A 16013-nucleotide genomic window follows, 5' to 3' on the forward strand; every position below is an offset into this window, starting at 1 on the left:
CTTCGGTCTTGCGTTTCCGACTCTATCAGATCTTTTCTCGACCCGATTTCCTCGGCGCTTTCCAGGTTTCCGCTCTCGCGTTTCCCTTTCCGGCGATTCCGACTCTATCAGATCCTCGCGGTGTCTGATTCCCAGTCAGAGGGGGTTGCCTTCCCGGCTGTTGGGCCGTTCCGACGTCTCAAACCTTAGCGGATCTTCCCGGCGATTCCCAATCGGGCCGCCGAGTCCCTATTCGAATTGAATTCGGGCACGCCGAAATCAATCCCGAGGGAGATCGTGCTGATGGTGTGAGTGCCGCTCGAAGCGGCGGAGGTGCTGCCGCAGAAGCGTTACGGCTCCGTGGCAACTCGGAGAACCTTACGGATCGGTCAGGGGTGTGTCAACCGACCCTGTCAAGATTTTTTCCGGGGGCTCAGTCCAGGTCGCTGAGCCGGCCGCCCGCGTCCGGCTGGGCGTGCTCCACGCGGCGCAGCAGCCTGGTCAGGACCTCACCGAGGACCGCGCGCTCCACGGGGGTGAGGTCCTGGAGCAGGTCCTCCTCGAAGACGGTCGCCATGCGCATGGCCTCCAGCCACTTCTCGCGGCCCTCGGGCGTCAGCTCGACGATCACCCGGACGCGGTTGGACTCGTCACGCTCACGGGTGACGAGCCCCTCGGCGACCATGCGGTCGATCCGGTGGGTCATCGCCGCCGGCGTGAGGCCGAGCCGCTTGGCGAGGTCGCTGGGGCCCAGGCGGTACGGAGCACCCGAGAGGACCAGCGCCTTGAGGACCTCCCACTCGGCGTTGCTGATGCCGAGGGCGGAGGTCTGGCGGCCGTACGCGACGTTCATACGGCGGTTCAGGCGGGACAGCGCCGACACGATCTGCTCGACCTGGGGGTCGAGGTCGCGGAACTCGCGCTGGTAGGCGGCGATCTGTTCATCGAGCGTCGGCTCGGTGCCGCCGGGTGTGTCGGCCATGACCGCAGTATCGCACGGTACTCCTTTGCTTTGAAGTCCTTGGAGGTGTAGCCTTTAGCTTCGAACTTTAGGATTGAAGTCTTCACTCCTAACTAGTTGAGAGAGGTGAACGTGACCAGGGCGATGGGCGCCGCGATGCGCCGGATCCACGTGGGCAACGCACTCAGCGCTTTCGGGCTCGGCTTCACGGTCCCCTACCTGTACGTCTATGTGGCGCAGGTGCGGGGTCTGGGAGCCATGACGGCGGGACTCGTGCTCGCCGTCTTCGCCGTGGCCGCGCTGATCGTCCTGCCGTTCGCCGGCAGGGCGATCGTGCGGCGCGGCCCGCTGCCGGTCCTGCTCGCCGCCCTGGTCATGGCAGCGCTGGGTGCGCTGAGCCTGGGGCTGGCGGGCAACGCCGCCGCGGTGCTGGCGTCCGCCGCGGCGCTCGGCGCGGGGCAGGCCGTGATGCAGCCGGCGCTGGCGACGATGATCGTGGACTGCTCGACGGCGGACACCCGGTCGCGGGCCTTCGCGATGCAGTTCTTCCTGCAGAACCTGGGCCTGGGCGTCGGTGGGCTCATAGGCGGCCATCTGGTCGACACGACCAAGGCCTCCTCCTTCACCCTGCTGTTCGCCATCGAGGCGGCGATGTTCCTGCTGCTGGTCGGCGTGATGGCGACGGTGCGGATGCCGCACTCGCCGCGGATCGAGGACGCGCCGAGCGGTTCGGCCAAGGGCGGCTGGAAGCAGCTGCTCGGGAACCGGGCGATGGTGCAGCTGTGCGTGCTGGGCTTCGTGCTGTTCTTCGCCTGCTACGGGCAGTTCGAGTCGGGGCTGAGTGCCTACGGCGTCGAGGCCGCGGGGATCTCCACGTCCGCGCTCGGTACGGCGCTGGCGGCGAACACGCTGATGATCGTCGTCGCGCAGTTCGCGGTGCTGAAGTTCGTGGAGCGGCGTCGGCGGTCCCGGGTGATCGCCGGTGTGGGGCTCATATGGGCGGTGGCCTGGCTCACGGCGGGCTACGCGGGGCTCGGGCACGGGAGCCAGGAGATGGCGACCGCCGCGTTCGTGTCGACGTACGCGCTGTTCGGGCTGGGTGAGGCGATGCTGTCGCCGACGGTCGCCCCGCTGGTGGCGGATCTCGCGCCCGAGGGGATGGCCGGGCAGTACAACTCCGCTTTCGCCCTCGTCAAGCAGCTGGCGCTGGCCATCGGTCCGGCGGTGGGCGGCCCCCTCGGGGCGTCCCTCCACGCGCCGTACATCGTGACCTTCCTGCTGTTCTCCCTCGGGATCACCGCACTGGCCCTGCGCCTGGGCCGCAACCTGACCATGGCCCAGGACCAGCCCTGGGCCGCCACCAGAAGCCGCGTCGTCGCCCGAAGCACCGCAACCGCAGAGCCCGTCCCGACCGACGCATAAGGCACGCCGCGCTGGCTCCGGCCGCGCCCCTGGGTCGCTACAGGCGCCGCCGCTTACACAGCCGACGGCGCTGCGACTCCCCAGGGGCGCGGGGAACTGCGCGAGCAACCACGAACCACCCGCACCCGACCGCGAACCAGGACGCACACCCGCACCCGCACCGACACACGCACCCGCACCCCAACAGCGCCCCCGGCCGGAGGCCCCCTCACCCCTTCGGGAGAAGGAACTCGCACCACACGGCCTTCCCCCCGCCCGGGGTTCTCCGTGAGCCCCAGGAGGAGGCGATGGTCGCGACGATGGCGATGCCCCGGCCGGACTCGTCGGCGGGTTCGGCGCGGCGGCGGCGGGGGAGGTGGTCGTCGCCGTCGGTCACCTCGATGATCAGGCGGCGGTCGGTGCGGCGGAGCCGGAGCCGCATGGGCGGGGTCCCGTGCTGGAGCGAGTTGGCGACCAGCTCACTCGTGGCGAGGACACCCGTGTCGTGCAGCTCGGGAGGGAAGCGCCAGCTGGTCAGCACGCCGGAGGCGAACGCGCGGGCGCGCGGAGCCGCCTCCACCCCGCCGAGGAGGTCCAGCGCCGCGTTGCGGAAGAGGTCGCCCTCGGGGCCCGTGTGCGCGGGGTGCTGGAAGACGAGGACGGCGACGTCGTCGTCGTGGTCGGCGGTGACGCCGGCGGAGCGGACCAGGCGGTCGCAGACGACCTGGGGGGAGCCGGTCGCGCCGGACAGGGCGCGCTCCAGGGAGGCGATTCCCTCGTCCAGGTCCTCGTCGCGCCGCTCGACCAGGCCGTCCGTGTAGAGGACGGCCGTCGAACCGGGGCTCAGCGCGATCGAGCCGGACGTGTGGATCCAGCCGCCGGTGCCGAGCGGCGGGCCGGTGGGTTCGTCGGCGCGCTGGACGGTGCCGTTCTCGTCGCGGACCAGCATGGGCAGGTGGCCGGCGGAGGCGTGGACGAGGCGGCCCTCGTTGGGGTCGTGGACGGCGTAGACGCAGGTGGCGATCTGGTTGGCGTCGATCTCGGTGGCGAGGCCGTCGAGGAGTTGCAGGACCTCGTGCGGGGGCAGGTCGAGGCGGGCGTAGGCGCGGACCGCCGTGCGGAGCTGGCCCATCACCGCCGCCGCCCGGACACCCCGGCCCATCACGTCACCGATGACGAGTGCCGTGCGACCGCCGCCCAGGGTGATGACGTCGTACCAGTCGCCGCCGACCGCCGCTTCCGTGCCGCCGGGCTGGTAGGTGGCGGCGATGCGCAGGTCGTCGGGCTGCTCCAGTTCCTGCGGCAGGAGGGAGCACTGGAGGGTCACGGCCGTCTCGCGCTGGCGGCGCTCGCTGGCGCGCAGCCGCTCCGCCGCCTCGGCGTGGTCGGTGACGTCGGTGGCGAAGACGAGGACCGCGCCGTCGCCGCCGTCGCGCTCGCCGTCCTCGGCGACGGGGGTGCAGGTGAAGGTGTAGGAGCGGCCGTCGACGGCCTTGCGGGACTTCAGGGTGCGGGGCTTGCCGCTGCGCAGCACCTGGTCGAGGAGCGGGAGCAGGCCGAGTTCGGCGAGTTCGGGCAGGGTCTCGCGGGCGGGGGTGCCCAGGGGTCGTACGCCGAAGGCCGCCGTGTAGGCGTCGTTGACGTAGGCGATGCGGTGCTCGGGGCCCTGGACGAGGGCGACGAGGGCCGGGACGCGGTCGAGGACGTCGCGGGCGGGCAGTTCGTCGACGGCGGGGACGGCGGGTGTCCCGTCGGCGGCCCGTTCGGCGCGGGCCGCGGGTACGGAGCCTTCACCCCGCCGGTCCGGGGGGACCGCCTGCTCGGTCCGCGCTGCGGCGCGGCGCTGCGTTCCGGGGAGCCGGGCGCTCCAGCGCGTGAAGTTCACAGTGGGGAAAGCCTCGTGGGTGCTGAGGGCGGGCGGGTGCCCGTCCGAGGACGTGGGGCAGTCTGGCAGGTGGCCGTCCGCGGCGACATCCGTCGGACGCCGGGGCAGGGCCGTGGAGTTCCTCGCTCCGGTCAGGACGACCCCTTCGGGTTGTCCGGACGCTCGTGAGGAGGTTTTCCACCGGCCGCGAGTTCGAACTCCGCTCGGGGGTGTTCGAGGGATCCGAGCGAGACGATCTCCCGTTTGAAGAGCCCGGCGAGGGTCCATTCCGCCAGCACGCGGGCCTTTCGGTTGAAGGTGGGCACCCTGCTGAGGTGGTAGACGCGGTGCATGAACCAGGCAGGGTAGCCCTTCAGCCTGCGACCGTAGACCTGGGCGACGCCTTTGTGCAGGCCGAGGGAGGCGACGGAGCCGGCGTACGCGTGCGCGTAGGTCTCCAGGGGCTCGCCGCGCAGCGCGTGGACGATGTTGTCGCCGAGGACCTTGGCCTGGCGGACCGCGTGCTGGGCGTTGGGGGCGGTCATGGTGCCGGGTTCGGCGGCGGTGACGTCGGGGACGGCGGCGGCGTCGCCCGCGGCCCAGGCGTGCTCGGTGCCGTCGATCGCCAGCTCGGCGGTGCACCTCAGCCGGCCGCGCCCGGTGAGCGGCAGATCGGTGGCGGCGAGCAGCGGATGCGGTTTGACGCCGGCCGTCCACACGAGCGTGCGGGCCGGGAAGCGCTGGCCGTCGCTGAGGACGGCGACGCGGCCGGCGCAGGATTCCAGGCGGGTGCCCAGCAGGACCTGGATGTTGCGGCGGCGCAGCTCGGTGATGGTGTAGCGGCCCATCTCCGCGCCGACCTCGGGGAGGATGCGGTCGGTGGCCTCCACGAGGATCCATTTCATGTCCTCGGGGCGGAGGTTGGGGTAGTAGCGCGCGGTGTAGCGGGCCATGTCCTCCAGCTCGCCGAGCGCCTCGACACCGGCGTAGCCGCCGCCGACGAACACGAAGGTGAGCGCGGCGTCGCGGATCGCGGGGTCGCGGGTGGAGGAGGCGATGTCCATCTGTTCGATGACGTGGTTGCGCAGCCCGATGGCCTCCTCGACGGTCTTGAAGCCGATGCCGTACTCGGCGAGGCCGGGGATGGGCAGGGTGCGCGAGACGGAGCCGGGGGCGAGGACGAGTTCGTCGTAGCCGAGGAGTTCGGCCGCGTTGCCCTCCTCGGCGGTGGCGAGGGTGGTGACGGCGGCCGTGCGCACGGCGTGGTCGATGGAGGTGACCTCGCCGACGACGACGTGGCACCGGTCCAGGACGCGGCGCAGGGGTACGACGACGTGGCGGGGGGAGATCGAACCGGCGGCTGCCTCGGGGAGGAACGGCTGGTACGTCATGTAGGGGTCGGGGGTGACGACAGTGATGTCGACCTCGCCCCGCCTGAGCTCCTGCTTCAGCTTCCGCTGGAGGCGCAGGGCGGTGTACATCCCGACGTAGCCGCCGCCGACAACCAGAATGCGCGTGCGTTCCTTCACCGTCCCATGACGCACCGGGCGCTGTTGTTTGTCCACAGCCTCGGCAATTTGTGTGACCGGCGGGCTGGTGTGCGCGAGGGCGGGGGCGCGGGCGGGGCAGGGGGAATGCGGGCTGGTCAGCGGGGGCGGAGGGGAGGGACCGAAGGTGTGTAACCCGGACATAAATGGCCCGTACTCCGATCGGGGGGCGCACTGTGCGGAACCTGCCCCTTCTGAATTGACTCCCTCTCAACTATGTTCGTGTGTCGACGGGGTGTAGGGAATGTGGTCGAAAGGGTCCGTGACGGGCGGTCCCGCTCTCGGGGGCCGACGCCACGGTTTCCGCGCACTCCGGACTCAGTTGCGGGGAGTCTCCGGGGGGAGACGTCATCACCGGGGGAAACACATGCAGGTTCAGAACACTCAATGGGCATCGGCGGCCACCGTCGCGCACGGCGGCTCAGCGGTGAGCGCCGCGGTCGGCAACGGGCGCGCGGGCGGACGGGCGGACGGGCGCATCGACGGGTCACGCGCGACGCCGCTGCGGGTGGACGCACAGCGCAATCTGGAGCACGTACTGCGTGCGGCGCGCGAGGTGTTCGGCGAGCTGGGGTACGGCGCGCCGATGGAGGACGTGGCGCGGCGGGCGCGGGTCGGTGTGGGCACGGTGTACCGGCGCTTTCCGAGCAAGGACGTGCTCGTCCGCAGGATCGCCGAGGAGGAGACCGCGCGGCTGACCGAGCAGGCGCGGTCCGCGCTCGGGCAGGAGGACGAGCCGTGGTCCGCGCTGTCGCGGTTCCTGCGGACGTCCGTGGCGTCGGGGGCGGGGCGGTTGCTGCCGCCTCAGGTGCTGCGGGTCGGGGTCGCGGAGGAGGACGCCGCGAGGCCGTCCGGCTCGGCAGGCACCAGTGCCGGTGCCGGCTCCGGCTCCGGCGACGCCCGGGTGCCTCCGCAGCGGGCGCAGGCCGGGGTCGGCAGTGGCGAGCTGCGGCTGGTGGCCGAGGAGCGGACGGCCGTGGCCGCGGTGGCGGTCTCGGTCTCGGTCGCCGAGGACCACGGGGCGGCGGCGCTGCTGGAGGTGGTCGGGCGGCTGGTGGAGCGGGCCCGGACCGCGGGTGAGCTGCGGGCCGGTGTGTCGGTGTCCGACGTGCTGCTGGTGATCGCCACGGCGGCGCCGGCGCTGCCGGACGCGGCACAGCAGGCCGCGGCTTCGGCTCGGCTGCTGGACATCCTGTTGGAGGGGCTGCGGTCGCGTCCGGCGTAGCCGTGTCGCCGGCCCGCCGTATCGCGGTATCGCGGTATCGCGGTATCGCGGTATCGCGGTATCGCGGTATCGCGGGCTGCCCGCCGTATCGCCGTATCTCGGGCTGCCCGCCTTATCGCGTTATCGCCGGCCCGCTTCGGCTTCGGCCGCGGCGGGCTCCGGTGTCTCCGTGCTCCCGGCGTGCCCTGCGTTCCCCGCGTGCCCTGCGTTCCCCGTGCGGCCACGGGTCGTGTGGCGGTTCTGTGGGCGGAAGGGGAGGTTCAGGGCGGGGACGGGGTGTCTTGTTCGGGTGGTGTTCGGTCGGGGTGAGGGTTCGGGCGCTCGGATGAGTGATGAGGTGATCGAGGGGTCCGTCGGTTCCGGTCCATGTGGCACTCTGAGCCGGTGACGGATTGGGCTGGGCCGGTTTCGGGGGCTTTCCGCAATGAGCGTTGACGGGTGGGACGGGTCGCGCGGTGACGGTGAGGCGAAGGCCGGGGGGCTGACCTCGCCCCAGGTGCCCAGCCAAGGGGGACGGGCCGCAGCGCCGGGCGGCACGGCGGGAGGCGCGGCGAAAAGCGCGGCGGGAGGCCCGTCGGGTGACACCGAGCGCGGTGCCGAGGCGAGCTTGCCCGCACAGCGTGACGGCAGTGCGCTGCCGCCCCGGCGGGACATGCCGCCGTCCGACAGCGACCTGATCGAGCGGATGCGCGGCGGCGACGACTCCGCGTACGAGGAGCTGTACCGCCGGCACGCCGACGCGGTGCGGCGCTACGCCCGTACCTGCTGCCGTGACGGTCACACCGCGGACGACCTCACCGCCGAGGTCTTCGCCCGCATGCTCCAGGCGGTGCGCGGCGGCTCGGGGCCCGAGTACGCCGTACGCGCCTATCTGCTGACCTCCGTGCGGCGCGTCGCCGCGCACTGGACGAGGTCCGCGCGGCGCGAGCATCTCGTCGACGACTTCGCGCTGTTCGCGCAGCAGTCCTCGCGCGCCTCCGAGGTGTCCGACGACACCGCGTCCCTGGGCTCCTTCGGAGCGGGCCTCGACCTGGGCGCCGACGTACGCGCCATACACGAGGCCGAACAGTCCATGGCCATGCAGGCGTTCCGCTCGCTGCCCGAGCGCTGGCAGGCCGTGCTGTGGCACACCGAGGTGGAGGACGAGTCGCCCAGCGAGGTGGCCGTCCTGTTCGGTCTGGACGCCAACGGCACCCGGGTGCTGGCCAGTCGCGCCCGCGAGGGGCTGAAGCAGGCCTATCTGCAGGCCCACGTCAGCGCCACCCTCGCCGACGACGCCGAGTGCGCGCGCTACGCCGACCAACTGGGCGGCTACGCGCGCCGCAAGCTGCGCATCCGCGCCGAACGGGGCCTGCGCAAGCACCTGGAGGAGTGCGCCAAGTGCCGGCTGGCGGCCGCGCAGATCGAAGAGGTCGCGAGCGGCATCCCCGGTGTCGTCCCGGTCGCGGTCATCGGCTGGTTCGGAGCAGCCGGGTACGCCAAGGCGCTCGGGATCATCGCCGGCGGCGCCGGGGTGGGCGCCGCGGGTGCGGCGGCAGCGGCGACGGGCACGTCCGCGGGCGTGAGCGGTGGTGCGAGCGGTGGCGCGGCGGCCTCGGAGGGGCTCGGCGCCCCGGTCAAGGCCGGTATCGCCGCCGGTGTGGTGGCGGTGGCGGTCGCCGCGGTCGCGATGGCCCTGGTGAACGACAGCCACCCGGCGAAGGAGGTGGCCGAGCCGGCGCCGTCCGCGCCCGTGATCCAGCAGCAGCCGCCCGCCCCCGCGCCGAAGCCCGCCCCGAAGAAGCCTGCGCCGCAGCCCGTGGTGCTCGCTCCCCACCACCCGGCACCCCCGCCGAAGCCCACCCCTCCCCCCACGCCCACCCCCAGGCCGAAACCGAAGCCGACCCCCACGCCCTCACCCACCCCGACGCCGAAGCCCCGGCCGACCCCGAGCCCGACTCCCACGCCGACCCCCACTCCCCCGCCGCCTCCCGTCGTCTACGAGATGAACGAGCTGAGCTACGACGTCACCGGCGACGGCACCGAGCCCGAGGTACGGCTGGGTTCGAGCAGCTGGGTGTGGCAGCGCAGCGGCATGTCCGTCGGCGGCACGCGGTACGCGCGCGGTGTCACCGTCCGCGGGCAGTCCTCGGTCACCGTCGACCTCAACCGCCAGTGCAGCGCGTACGACGCCGTGGCCGGCGTGGACGACATGATGCTGGGGCTCGGCAAGGTCTCCTTCTCCGTCTACGCCGACGGGGTACGGCTGTGGAAGTCCGGCCCGGTCAAGGGCGGCGACGCGGCCGTACCGGTGCATGTGAACCTGACCGGGCGCAAGACCGTACGGCTCGTCGTGGAACCGGACAACCGGATCCTCGACCAGACCACCCTGGCGGACTGGGCGGACTCCCGGTTCACCTGCGAGTAGGTCCGCCCGCCCACAAGCACGCACCCACAAGCACCCGCCCGCGAACGCCGTGACGCGCGCCCCGCGCCGCTCAGGCGCCCGGTGTCAGCGCGCCCCTCCTCGGCGCGATCCCGGACGGCACCGCGCGGGCGCGGGCCGGGGTGCCGGTCCAGCAGGTGCCGCGGCGGGAGAGGAGGCGGTGGAGCCAGAGTTCGAGGGAGACGAGGTCGGCGAGGCCGTCCAGCGGGAGGGGTTCGCCGGAGGCGGCGGAGCGCAGGGCCTTGCGGACGACCCGCGCCTCGACCAGGCCCGCCTCGGCCAGCAGGGGCGTGGCGAAGAGGTCGACCAGGGAGTCGGCGGCCACGCGCAGGCCCGTGCGCGCGGCGGCCGAGGACGTGTGGGAGGGGGCGCCCCAGCCGGGCGGGAGGTCGGTGATGCCGGCGCCCTCCAGGACCGTGCGCAGGACGGCGGAGCGGGCGCCCGGCTTGACGCGCAGGGCCTCGGGCAGGGCACGGCAGGCGCGGACGACCTGGTTGTCGAGGAAGGGCGCGTGCAGCCGCTGGGAGCGGATCTCGGCGGCCTGTTCGAGGACGCGCAGGTCGGTGGCGTGGCGGGCGAGCACCGCACGCGCGCGGAACTCGCCGGGGCGCTGGGCGGCGCCCGTGGCGGAGCGGACCGCCTCGGACTGGAGCAGAACCGATACTTCAGCCAGTGCCTCTCCCGTGAGCCACCGCGCCGCGGGCCCCGGTCCGGCCCAGGTCAGCGCGGCGAGGGACGCGCCGACCGCGTCCTTGGGCTCCTCCAGGCGGCGCCGCATCAGCCGCTCGGCGAGCAGTTCGAGGCCCGCCCGGTAGGGGGTGCGGGCCAGGCGCCGGGCGGCGCCGTACACGCGCGCGGGGACCATCACCGAGCCGTCGGCCCGGGTGAGGGCGGCGACCGGGCGGACCAGATGGCGCCGCTGCCGGTCCATCAGGAGGTCCGCGAGACGGGCCGGGTGGGCGTCCAGGACCTGGCGGGCGCCGTGGCCGGTGAAGTGGTCGGCGCTGCCTGCGGCGAGCCGGGCGCGGTGCCGGGCCGCCGTGACCAGCGAGGGTCCCGGCTCGTCGGTGAGGGGGCCGTCGAGGTCGGCGTAGGGCAGGCTCTCCTCGCCGCCGGTGACGACCACATGGTGCAGCCGGGGGCCGGCCGCGAGGGCTCCGGCGCGCTCCGCTTCGGCCTCGTGGCCGGCGACGGCCAGGTCGTTGAAGGTGACGGCGACGAGCCGTTCGCCCGCGCCGGTGCCGTGGCCGAGCAGGGTGCCGGGGCGGCCGGGCAGTCCGGCGGCGAGCAGCGCCAGCGTGCCGGAGGCCGGTCCGCCGGACAGGTCCGCGCCGATGCCGGGCACCGGCATCCCGCGCGCGGCCCGCCGCTCGGCCGGGCCCATGCCGGGCACCGGACCGGGGTCGAGGTCGGGCACGTGCCGGGGTGCCGACAGCCGGGTGCGGACGGCTTCGACCAGGGCGTCCCGCACGCCGTCCACGGCGCGGTCGGGGTCGGCCGGGGGCGCGGCGACGGCGAGGGAGGCGACCGGCTCGTATCCGGCGATCTCGCGCGCTCCGGCGCGCAGCACCAGCGCGTGCCCCGGCGGAATGCGTCGTACGCCCTCGTACGGGGTGGTGTCGCGCAGGGCCGCCGGTACGTCGGGGGCGGCGAGCAGGGCCGCGAGGTGGCCGAAGTCGAGGTTGGCCTCGGTGAGGTCGGCGAGCGGCAGCGCGGCGGTGGCGTAGGCGGTGCCGCCGGCCCAGGGGGTGTGGAACACCGGGCGGGCGCCCGCGAGATCGCCGCAGACGGTGATGCGCCGGCCGACCTGGACGACGGCCGTGTAGCTGCCGGGCCAGGTCGTCAGGTGCCGGAGCGCGCCCCCGCGCGCGGTGAACAGGCCGCGCCTCAACTCCTCGTCGGAGGCGCCGCAGATGCCGAGGACGGCGATCCGGTTCTGTGCGTCGGCGCTCACCACGCGGACCTCGTCGGGCCGCCAGTCGCCGACGGCCCACAGCGGATCGGGGTCGCCCCACAGGAGCCGGGAGCCGACCGGGTGCAGCGTCTCGCCGTCGTATCCGGTGGCGCCCGCGGAACCGATCCCGGCGACGCCCGCGGCGGTGCTGCTCCAACCCACCAACCACCGCATCGACGCCTCCACAGGCTGTGGACAACCAGTGCACCTCGGGAACCGGACCCCATGCTGCCATGAAGAACGCGCCGCGGAGGGGCGGTGGCACCGCCTTCGATCGAGGGAAACGCCGGCGTGGACCGGCGGAGACCGGCGGAGACCGGCGGGCGGGCCGGCGGGCGGGCCGGCGGGCGGAACGCGGCGCGGATGCCGCGGTGGCCGGGAGCGGCCGATGTCGCGCCCATGGCGCAAGGTCATGTGAACGCCCGTACGGGGAAAGCCCGGTGCGACTCGAATGCGCCCCCGAAACGCTCCCCTAAAACACCCTTCGCGCCCTCAAGTCCCATGGTGGGAGCGGATTTCACCCACGAGGACAGGGGGCTGTTTTCGGCCAAATCAGCTGAGGGCAAGGAGGTTTGAGCACGCTCCGTACAGGCCTGCGGAGCGCGTGGTGGCGCGACGGCGCGCACAGTCCGGGAGGCGGGCATCGCCTCCCGGACCGGTCCGCCACCCGCGGGGATGAAGGTGGCGGTGTCCCCCAGCCCACTGGATCCAGTACAGCGGGCCGACCCACGCACGAGCCATGGAACCGCCCCCGCGACGGCCGGAGAAGAGCGCACGCACGGGCGCACGGCCACACGGGCGGGGGCACACCCGGTCCGGTCGTGCACGGTGCGTACAGGGCCGTACTCCCGTACGGACCACAATCCCGCCATCCGGAACAATGCCCCTTAACGCTTGGGATTCGGCGAACTACGCTGTGTTTACGAATGCCGCGCGGTTATGCCAGGGCGGCGGCCGTCTGTGTCGAGGGGTGGCGCATGTCCAGGGAGCAACGCGGGCCGAACGAAAAGCTCGGCGCCGTTCTCGCCCTCGCGGGAATCAGCAACGCAGGACTCGCGCGTCGCGTCAACGACCTTGGCGCCCAACGCGGGTTGACTCTTCGCTACGACAAGACCTCGGTGGCGCGCTGGGTGTCGAAGGGGATGGTGCCGCAGGGTGCGGCGCCGCACCTCATCGCGGCCGCCATCGGCCAGAAGCTCGGCCGCCCGGTGCCGCTCCACGAGATCGGCCTGGCGGACGCGGACCCCGCCCCCGAAGTCGGCCTCGCCTTCCCCCGGGACGTGGGACAGGCGGTCAGGGCGGCGACCGAGCTGTACCGGCTCGACCTCGCCGGACGCCGGGCCGGCTCCGGCGGCATCTGGCAGTCGCTCGCCGGGTCGTTCGCGGTGAGCGCCTACGCGACGCCCGCCTCACGGTGGCTGATAACCCCCGCCGACAGCTCGGTCGCGCGGGAGGCGAACTCCGCCGAGGGGTCCGGCGCACCGGCCAAAGTCGGCCACAGCGATGTGCGCAAGCTCCGGGAGGCCGCCGAGGACGCCAGGCGCTGGGACTCCAAGTACGGGGGCGGGGACTGGCGTTCGTCGATGGTGCCGGAGTGCTTAAGGGTGGAGGCGGCGCCGCTGCTGCTCGGCTCCTACTCCGACGAGGTCGGCCGCGCCCTGTTCGGGGCGAGCGCCGAACTCACCCGGCTCGCCGGCTGGATGGCCTTCGACACCGGCCAGCAGGAGGCGGCACAGCGGTACTACATCCAGGCGCTGCGGCTCGCGCGCGCGGCGGCCGACGTCCCGCTCGGCGGCTACGTCCTGGCCTCCATGTCGCTGCAGGCGACGTACCGGGGCTTCGGCGACGAGGGTGTCGACTTGGCGCAGGCCGCCCTGGAGCGTAACAGGGGCCTCGCGACCGCCCGCACGATGAGTTTCTTCCGGCTGGTCGAGGCGCGGGCACACGCGCGTGCGGGGGACGCACAGGCGGCGGGTGCGGCGCTGAAGGCGGCCGAGGGGTGGCTGGAGCGGTCCAGGGAAGGTGACAACGACCCTTCGTGGCTCGGTTTTTACGGATACGACCGGTTCGCCGCCGACGCGGCGGAGTGCTACCGGGACCTGAAGGCGCCCCGGCAGGTACGCAGGTTCACCGAGCAGGCGCTGTCCAAGCCGACGGAGGAGTTCGTGCGCTCGCACGGACTGCGGCTGGTGGTGTCCGCCGTGGCCGAGCTGGAGTCCGGGAACCTGGACGCGGCGTGCGAGCAGGGGGTGCGGGCCGTGGAGGTCGCCGGGCGGATCTCCTCGGCCCGGACCACCGAGTACGTGAAGGATCTGCTGCACCGGCTGGAGCCCTACGGGGACGAGCCGAGGGTGGTGGAGCTGCGGGAGCGGGCACGGCCACTGCTGATGGCTGCGCCGGCGTAAGGGGCGCCTGATGGCTGCGCGGGCGTAGGGGGGTGCCTGATGGCTGCGCGGGCGTAAGGGACGCCTGATGGCTGCGCGGGCGTAAGGGACGCCTGCTCGCTTGCCTTGTTTATGCCTGTTTGCGGCTGCGGGTCGTCTTGGGTCGGTCGCGCAGTTCCCCGCGCCCCTTCGGGTGCTGCCCTCATCGGCGTTTGAAGGCGTTGTCAGTGGCGCAGTGCACTATCGGAGGTGGGAGGTGGTGCAGGTGGCGGTCGGTGCGTACGACTGTGACGTGCTCGTGGTCGGTGGCGGGATCGTCGGGCTGTCCACGGCGTACGCGATCACGCGTGCCGCGCCGGGTACGCGGGTGACCGTGCTGGAGAAGGAGGCGGGGGCGGCCCGGCATCAGACGGGGCGCAACAGCGGGGTCATCCACAGCGGGATCTACTACCGGCCGGGCTCGCTCAAGGCGCGGTACGCGGTGCGGGGCGCCGCCGAGATGGTGAAGTTCTGCGCCGAGTACGACATCGAGCACGCCGTCACCGGAAAGCTGATCGTCGCCACCGAGCGCGAGGAGCTGCCCCGGCTGCACGCACTGGTGCAGCGCGGCCGGGAGAACGGGATCCCGGTGCGGGAGCTGGGCCCGTCGCAGATCGGTGAGTACGAACCCGAGGTGCGCGGCCTCGCGGCCATCCACGTCGGCACGACGGGCGTGTGCGACTTCGTGGGCGTCGCCCGGCAGCTGGCCCGTGCCTCCGGGGCGGAGATCCGGTACGGCGCACGGGTCGTGCGTGTGGACCGGCGCCCGGAGCGCGGTGTGGCGGTGCTGACGTCCGCCGGGGACGTCGTACGCGCGCGCGTGCTGGTGAACTGCGCCGGGCTGCACTGCGACGAGGTGGCCCGGCTGACCGGCGACGAGCCCGGGGTGCGGATCGTGCCGTTCCGCGGGGAGTACTACGAGCTGGCGCGGCCCGAGCTGGTGCGGGGGCTGGTGTATCCGGTGCCGGATCCGGCGTTCCCGTTCCTCGGCGTGCATCTGACCCGGGGCGTCGACGGGGGCGTGCACATCGGCCCGAACGCGGTGCCCGCGCTCGCCCGGGAGGGGTACGGCTGGGGGGTCGTACGACCCCAGGAGCTGGCCGGGACCCTGGCGTGGCCGGGGTCCTGGGTGATCGCCCGCCGGCACTGGCGGTACGGGGCGGGTGAGCTGCGGCGGTCGGTGTCCAGGAAGGCCTTCCTGGGTGCCGTCCGAAGACTGCTGCCCGCGGTGCAGGAGACGGATCTGCTGCGGGCCCCCGCAGGGGTGCGGGCGCAGGCGGTGCTGCGGGACGGAACGCTGGTCGACGACTTCCTCATCCGAGAGGGAAGCCGGGCCGTGCACGTCCTCAACGCCCCCTCCCCCGCGGCGACCGCTTCCCTCCCGATCGGCCGGGAGGTCGGGCGCAGGGCACTGGCCATGTTGGGTTCGGTGTAGCCGGTCCAGCGGGTATAGCCGGTGCACCGGGTGCGGCCGGTGGGGGCCGCGGGGGGCCGCTGGTCGCCGCGGTGGTCGTGAGTGCGGTGGCGTCGCTGTGACTGGGTGGCTTCGCCGTGCCTTCCGCGGTCGCCGAGGCCGCTGGTCGCCGCGGGGGCCGTGAGTGCGGCGGCTTCGCTGTGAGTGCCGCAGCCGCCGGGGCCGTCGTTGCCGCCATAGCCACTGGTCGCCAGGGCCGCTGGTCGCCGCGGGGGCCGTGAGTGCGGCGGCGTCGCTGTGACTGTGGTGGCTTCGCCGTGACTGGCGCGGTCGTCGAGGCCGCTGGTCGCCGCAGCCGCGGTGGTCGCTGGTCGCCGCGGTGGCCGTGACTGTGGTGGCTTCGCCGTGACTGGCGCGGTCGCCGGGGCCGTCGTGGCCACTGATCGCCGAGGCCGCTGGCGCCCGCAGTCGCCGCGGTCGCTGGTCGCCGTGTGTGCCGCAGTCGCCCGGTCGCCGCAGCTGTCGCAGTCGCCGGGGCCGCCACAGCCACCATGAGCGCGGCAGCCACCGCGGCCGCCGGGGCCCGCCCTGACTGCCGCAGCCGCCATAGCCGCTGGTCGCCGTGAGTGCCGCAGTCGCCTGGTCGGCGCAGGCGCTGAGGCCGCTGGTCGCCGCGCCCGCCATGGCTGCCGCAGCCGCCGGACGAGGGCTGTCGGAGGGGCGCCTTGACGTGCTCCCTGGCCTAAAGTCCAGGGATTCCGGCCTGGGTCGGCTGACCCTTCCGGGGGCTTCCTGCTTCACCGCGCTGTGCGGGCACGGG

General features: G+C 73.4%; 10 protein-coding genes. 6 read left to right on the top strand and 4 right to left on the bottom strand.

Translation table 11 applies throughout. The features are described 5' to 3' along the window. Positions 1-412 precede the first annotated feature (412 nt). On the bottom strand, positions 413-961 hold the full coding sequence (locus tag ACGFYV_RS36835) for a MarR family winged helix-turn-helix transcriptional regulator (RefSeq protein ID WP_393882912.1): 549 nt from the start codon (positions 959-961) through the stop codon (positions 413-415). Between the two features lie 111 nt (positions 962-1072). Between ACGFYV_RS36835 and ACGFYV_RS36840 the strand changes: the two genes are divergently transcribed. After that, positions 1073-2362 carry an MFS transporter gene (locus tag ACGFYV_RS36840; RefSeq protein WP_393882913.1) on the top strand — a complete coding sequence of 430 codons (1290 nt, stop codon included), beginning with the start codon at positions 1073-1075 and terminating at the stop codon, positions 2360-2362. 208 nt (positions 2363-2570) lie between these two features. Here the strand turns inward: ACGFYV_RS36840 and ACGFYV_RS36845 are convergent, their stop codons facing one another. After that, a complete protein-coding gene (locus ACGFYV_RS36845; RefSeq protein ID WP_393882914.1) occupies positions 2571-4226 on the bottom strand; it encodes a SpoIIE family protein phosphatase in 1656 nt (551 codons plus the stop codon). Between the two features lie 131 nt (positions 4227-4357). Continuing rightward, the gene (locus ACGFYV_RS36850) at positions 4358-5734 is read right to left on the bottom strand and encodes an NAD(P)/FAD-dependent oxidoreductase (protein WP_393882915.1); all 1377 of its coding nucleotides are present in this window, start codon (positions 5732-5734) and stop codon (positions 4358-4360) included. A gap of 385 nt (positions 5735-6119) precedes the next feature. Between ACGFYV_RS36850 and ACGFYV_RS36855 the strand changes: the two genes are divergently transcribed. Both ACGFYV_RS36855 and ACGFYV_RS36860 read left to right on the top strand, forming a co-directional pair. Next, on the top strand, positions 6120-6977 hold the full coding sequence (locus tag ACGFYV_RS36855) for a TetR/AcrR family transcriptional regulator (protein ID WP_393882916.1): 858 nt from the start codon (positions 6120-6122) through the stop codon (positions 6975-6977). Positions 6978-7401: 424 nt separating this feature from the next. Then, positions 7402-9384: a sigma-70 family RNA polymerase sigma factor gene (locus ACGFYV_RS36860; RefSeq protein ID WP_393882917.1), complete on the top strand. Its 1983-nt coding sequence runs from the start codon at positions 7402-7404 to the stop codon at positions 9382-9384. A 70-nt stretch (positions 9385-9454) separates the two neighbouring features. On the opposite strand, the gene ACGFYV_RS36865 is transcribed toward ACGFYV_RS36860, so the two are convergent. Next, a complete protein-coding gene (locus tag ACGFYV_RS36865; RefSeq protein WP_393882918.1) occupies positions 9455-11530 on the bottom strand; it encodes an asparagine synthase-related protein in 2076 nt (691 codons plus the stop codon). Between the two features lie 803 nt (positions 11531-12333). On the opposite strand from ACGFYV_RS36865, the gene ACGFYV_RS36870 reads away from it, so the two are divergent. The 3 genes from ACGFYV_RS36870 to ACGFYV_RS36880 all read left to right on the top strand — a co-directional run. Next, complete coding sequence (locus tag ACGFYV_RS36870; RefSeq protein ID WP_393882919.1) at positions 12334-13761, top strand: MFS transporter; 1428 nt, start codon at positions 12334-12336, stop codon at positions 13759-13761. A 235-nt stretch (positions 13762-13996) separates the two neighbouring features. Further along, positions 13997-15214 (top strand): L-2-hydroxyglutarate oxidase, encoded by a 1218-nt coding sequence (gene lhgO / locus ACGFYV_RS36875; RefSeq protein ID WP_393882920.1) that lies wholly within the window; start codon positions 13997-13999, stop codon positions 15212-15214. 601 nt (positions 15215-15815) lie between these two features. Beyond that, positions 15816-16013, top strand: a 198-nt coding sequence (locus tag ACGFYV_RS36880; protein ID WP_393882921.1) for a hypothetical protein, incomplete at its 3' end; no start/stop codon positions are given.

This window comes from Streptomyces sp. NPDC048297, assembly GCF_043201585.1.
In the GTDB taxonomy this organism is placed as follows: Bacteria; Actinomycetota; Actinomycetes; order Streptomycetales; family Streptomycetaceae; genus Streptomyces.

Coding starts and splice junctions, on each gene's coding strand:
- ACGFYV_RS36855 (WP_393882916.1), top strand. CDS start 6,120: ATGCAGGTTCAGAACACTCAATGGGCATCGGCGGCCACCGTCGCGCAC.
- ACGFYV_RS36870 (WP_393882919.1), top strand. CDS start 12,334: ATGTCCAGGGAGCAACGCGGGCCGAACGAAAAGCTCGGCGCCGTTCTC.
- ACGFYV_RS36835 (WP_393882912.1), bottom strand. CDS start 961: ATGGCCGACACACCCGGCGGCACCGAGCCGACGCTCGATGAACAGATC.
- ACGFYV_RS36860 (WP_393882917.1), top strand. CDS start 7,402: ATGAGCGTTGACGGGTGGGACGGGTCGCGCGGTGACGGTGAGGCGAAG.
- ACGFYV_RS36865 (WP_393882918.1), bottom strand. CDS start 11,530: ATGCGGTGGTTGGTGGGTTGGAGCAGCACCGCCGCGGGCGTCGCCGGG.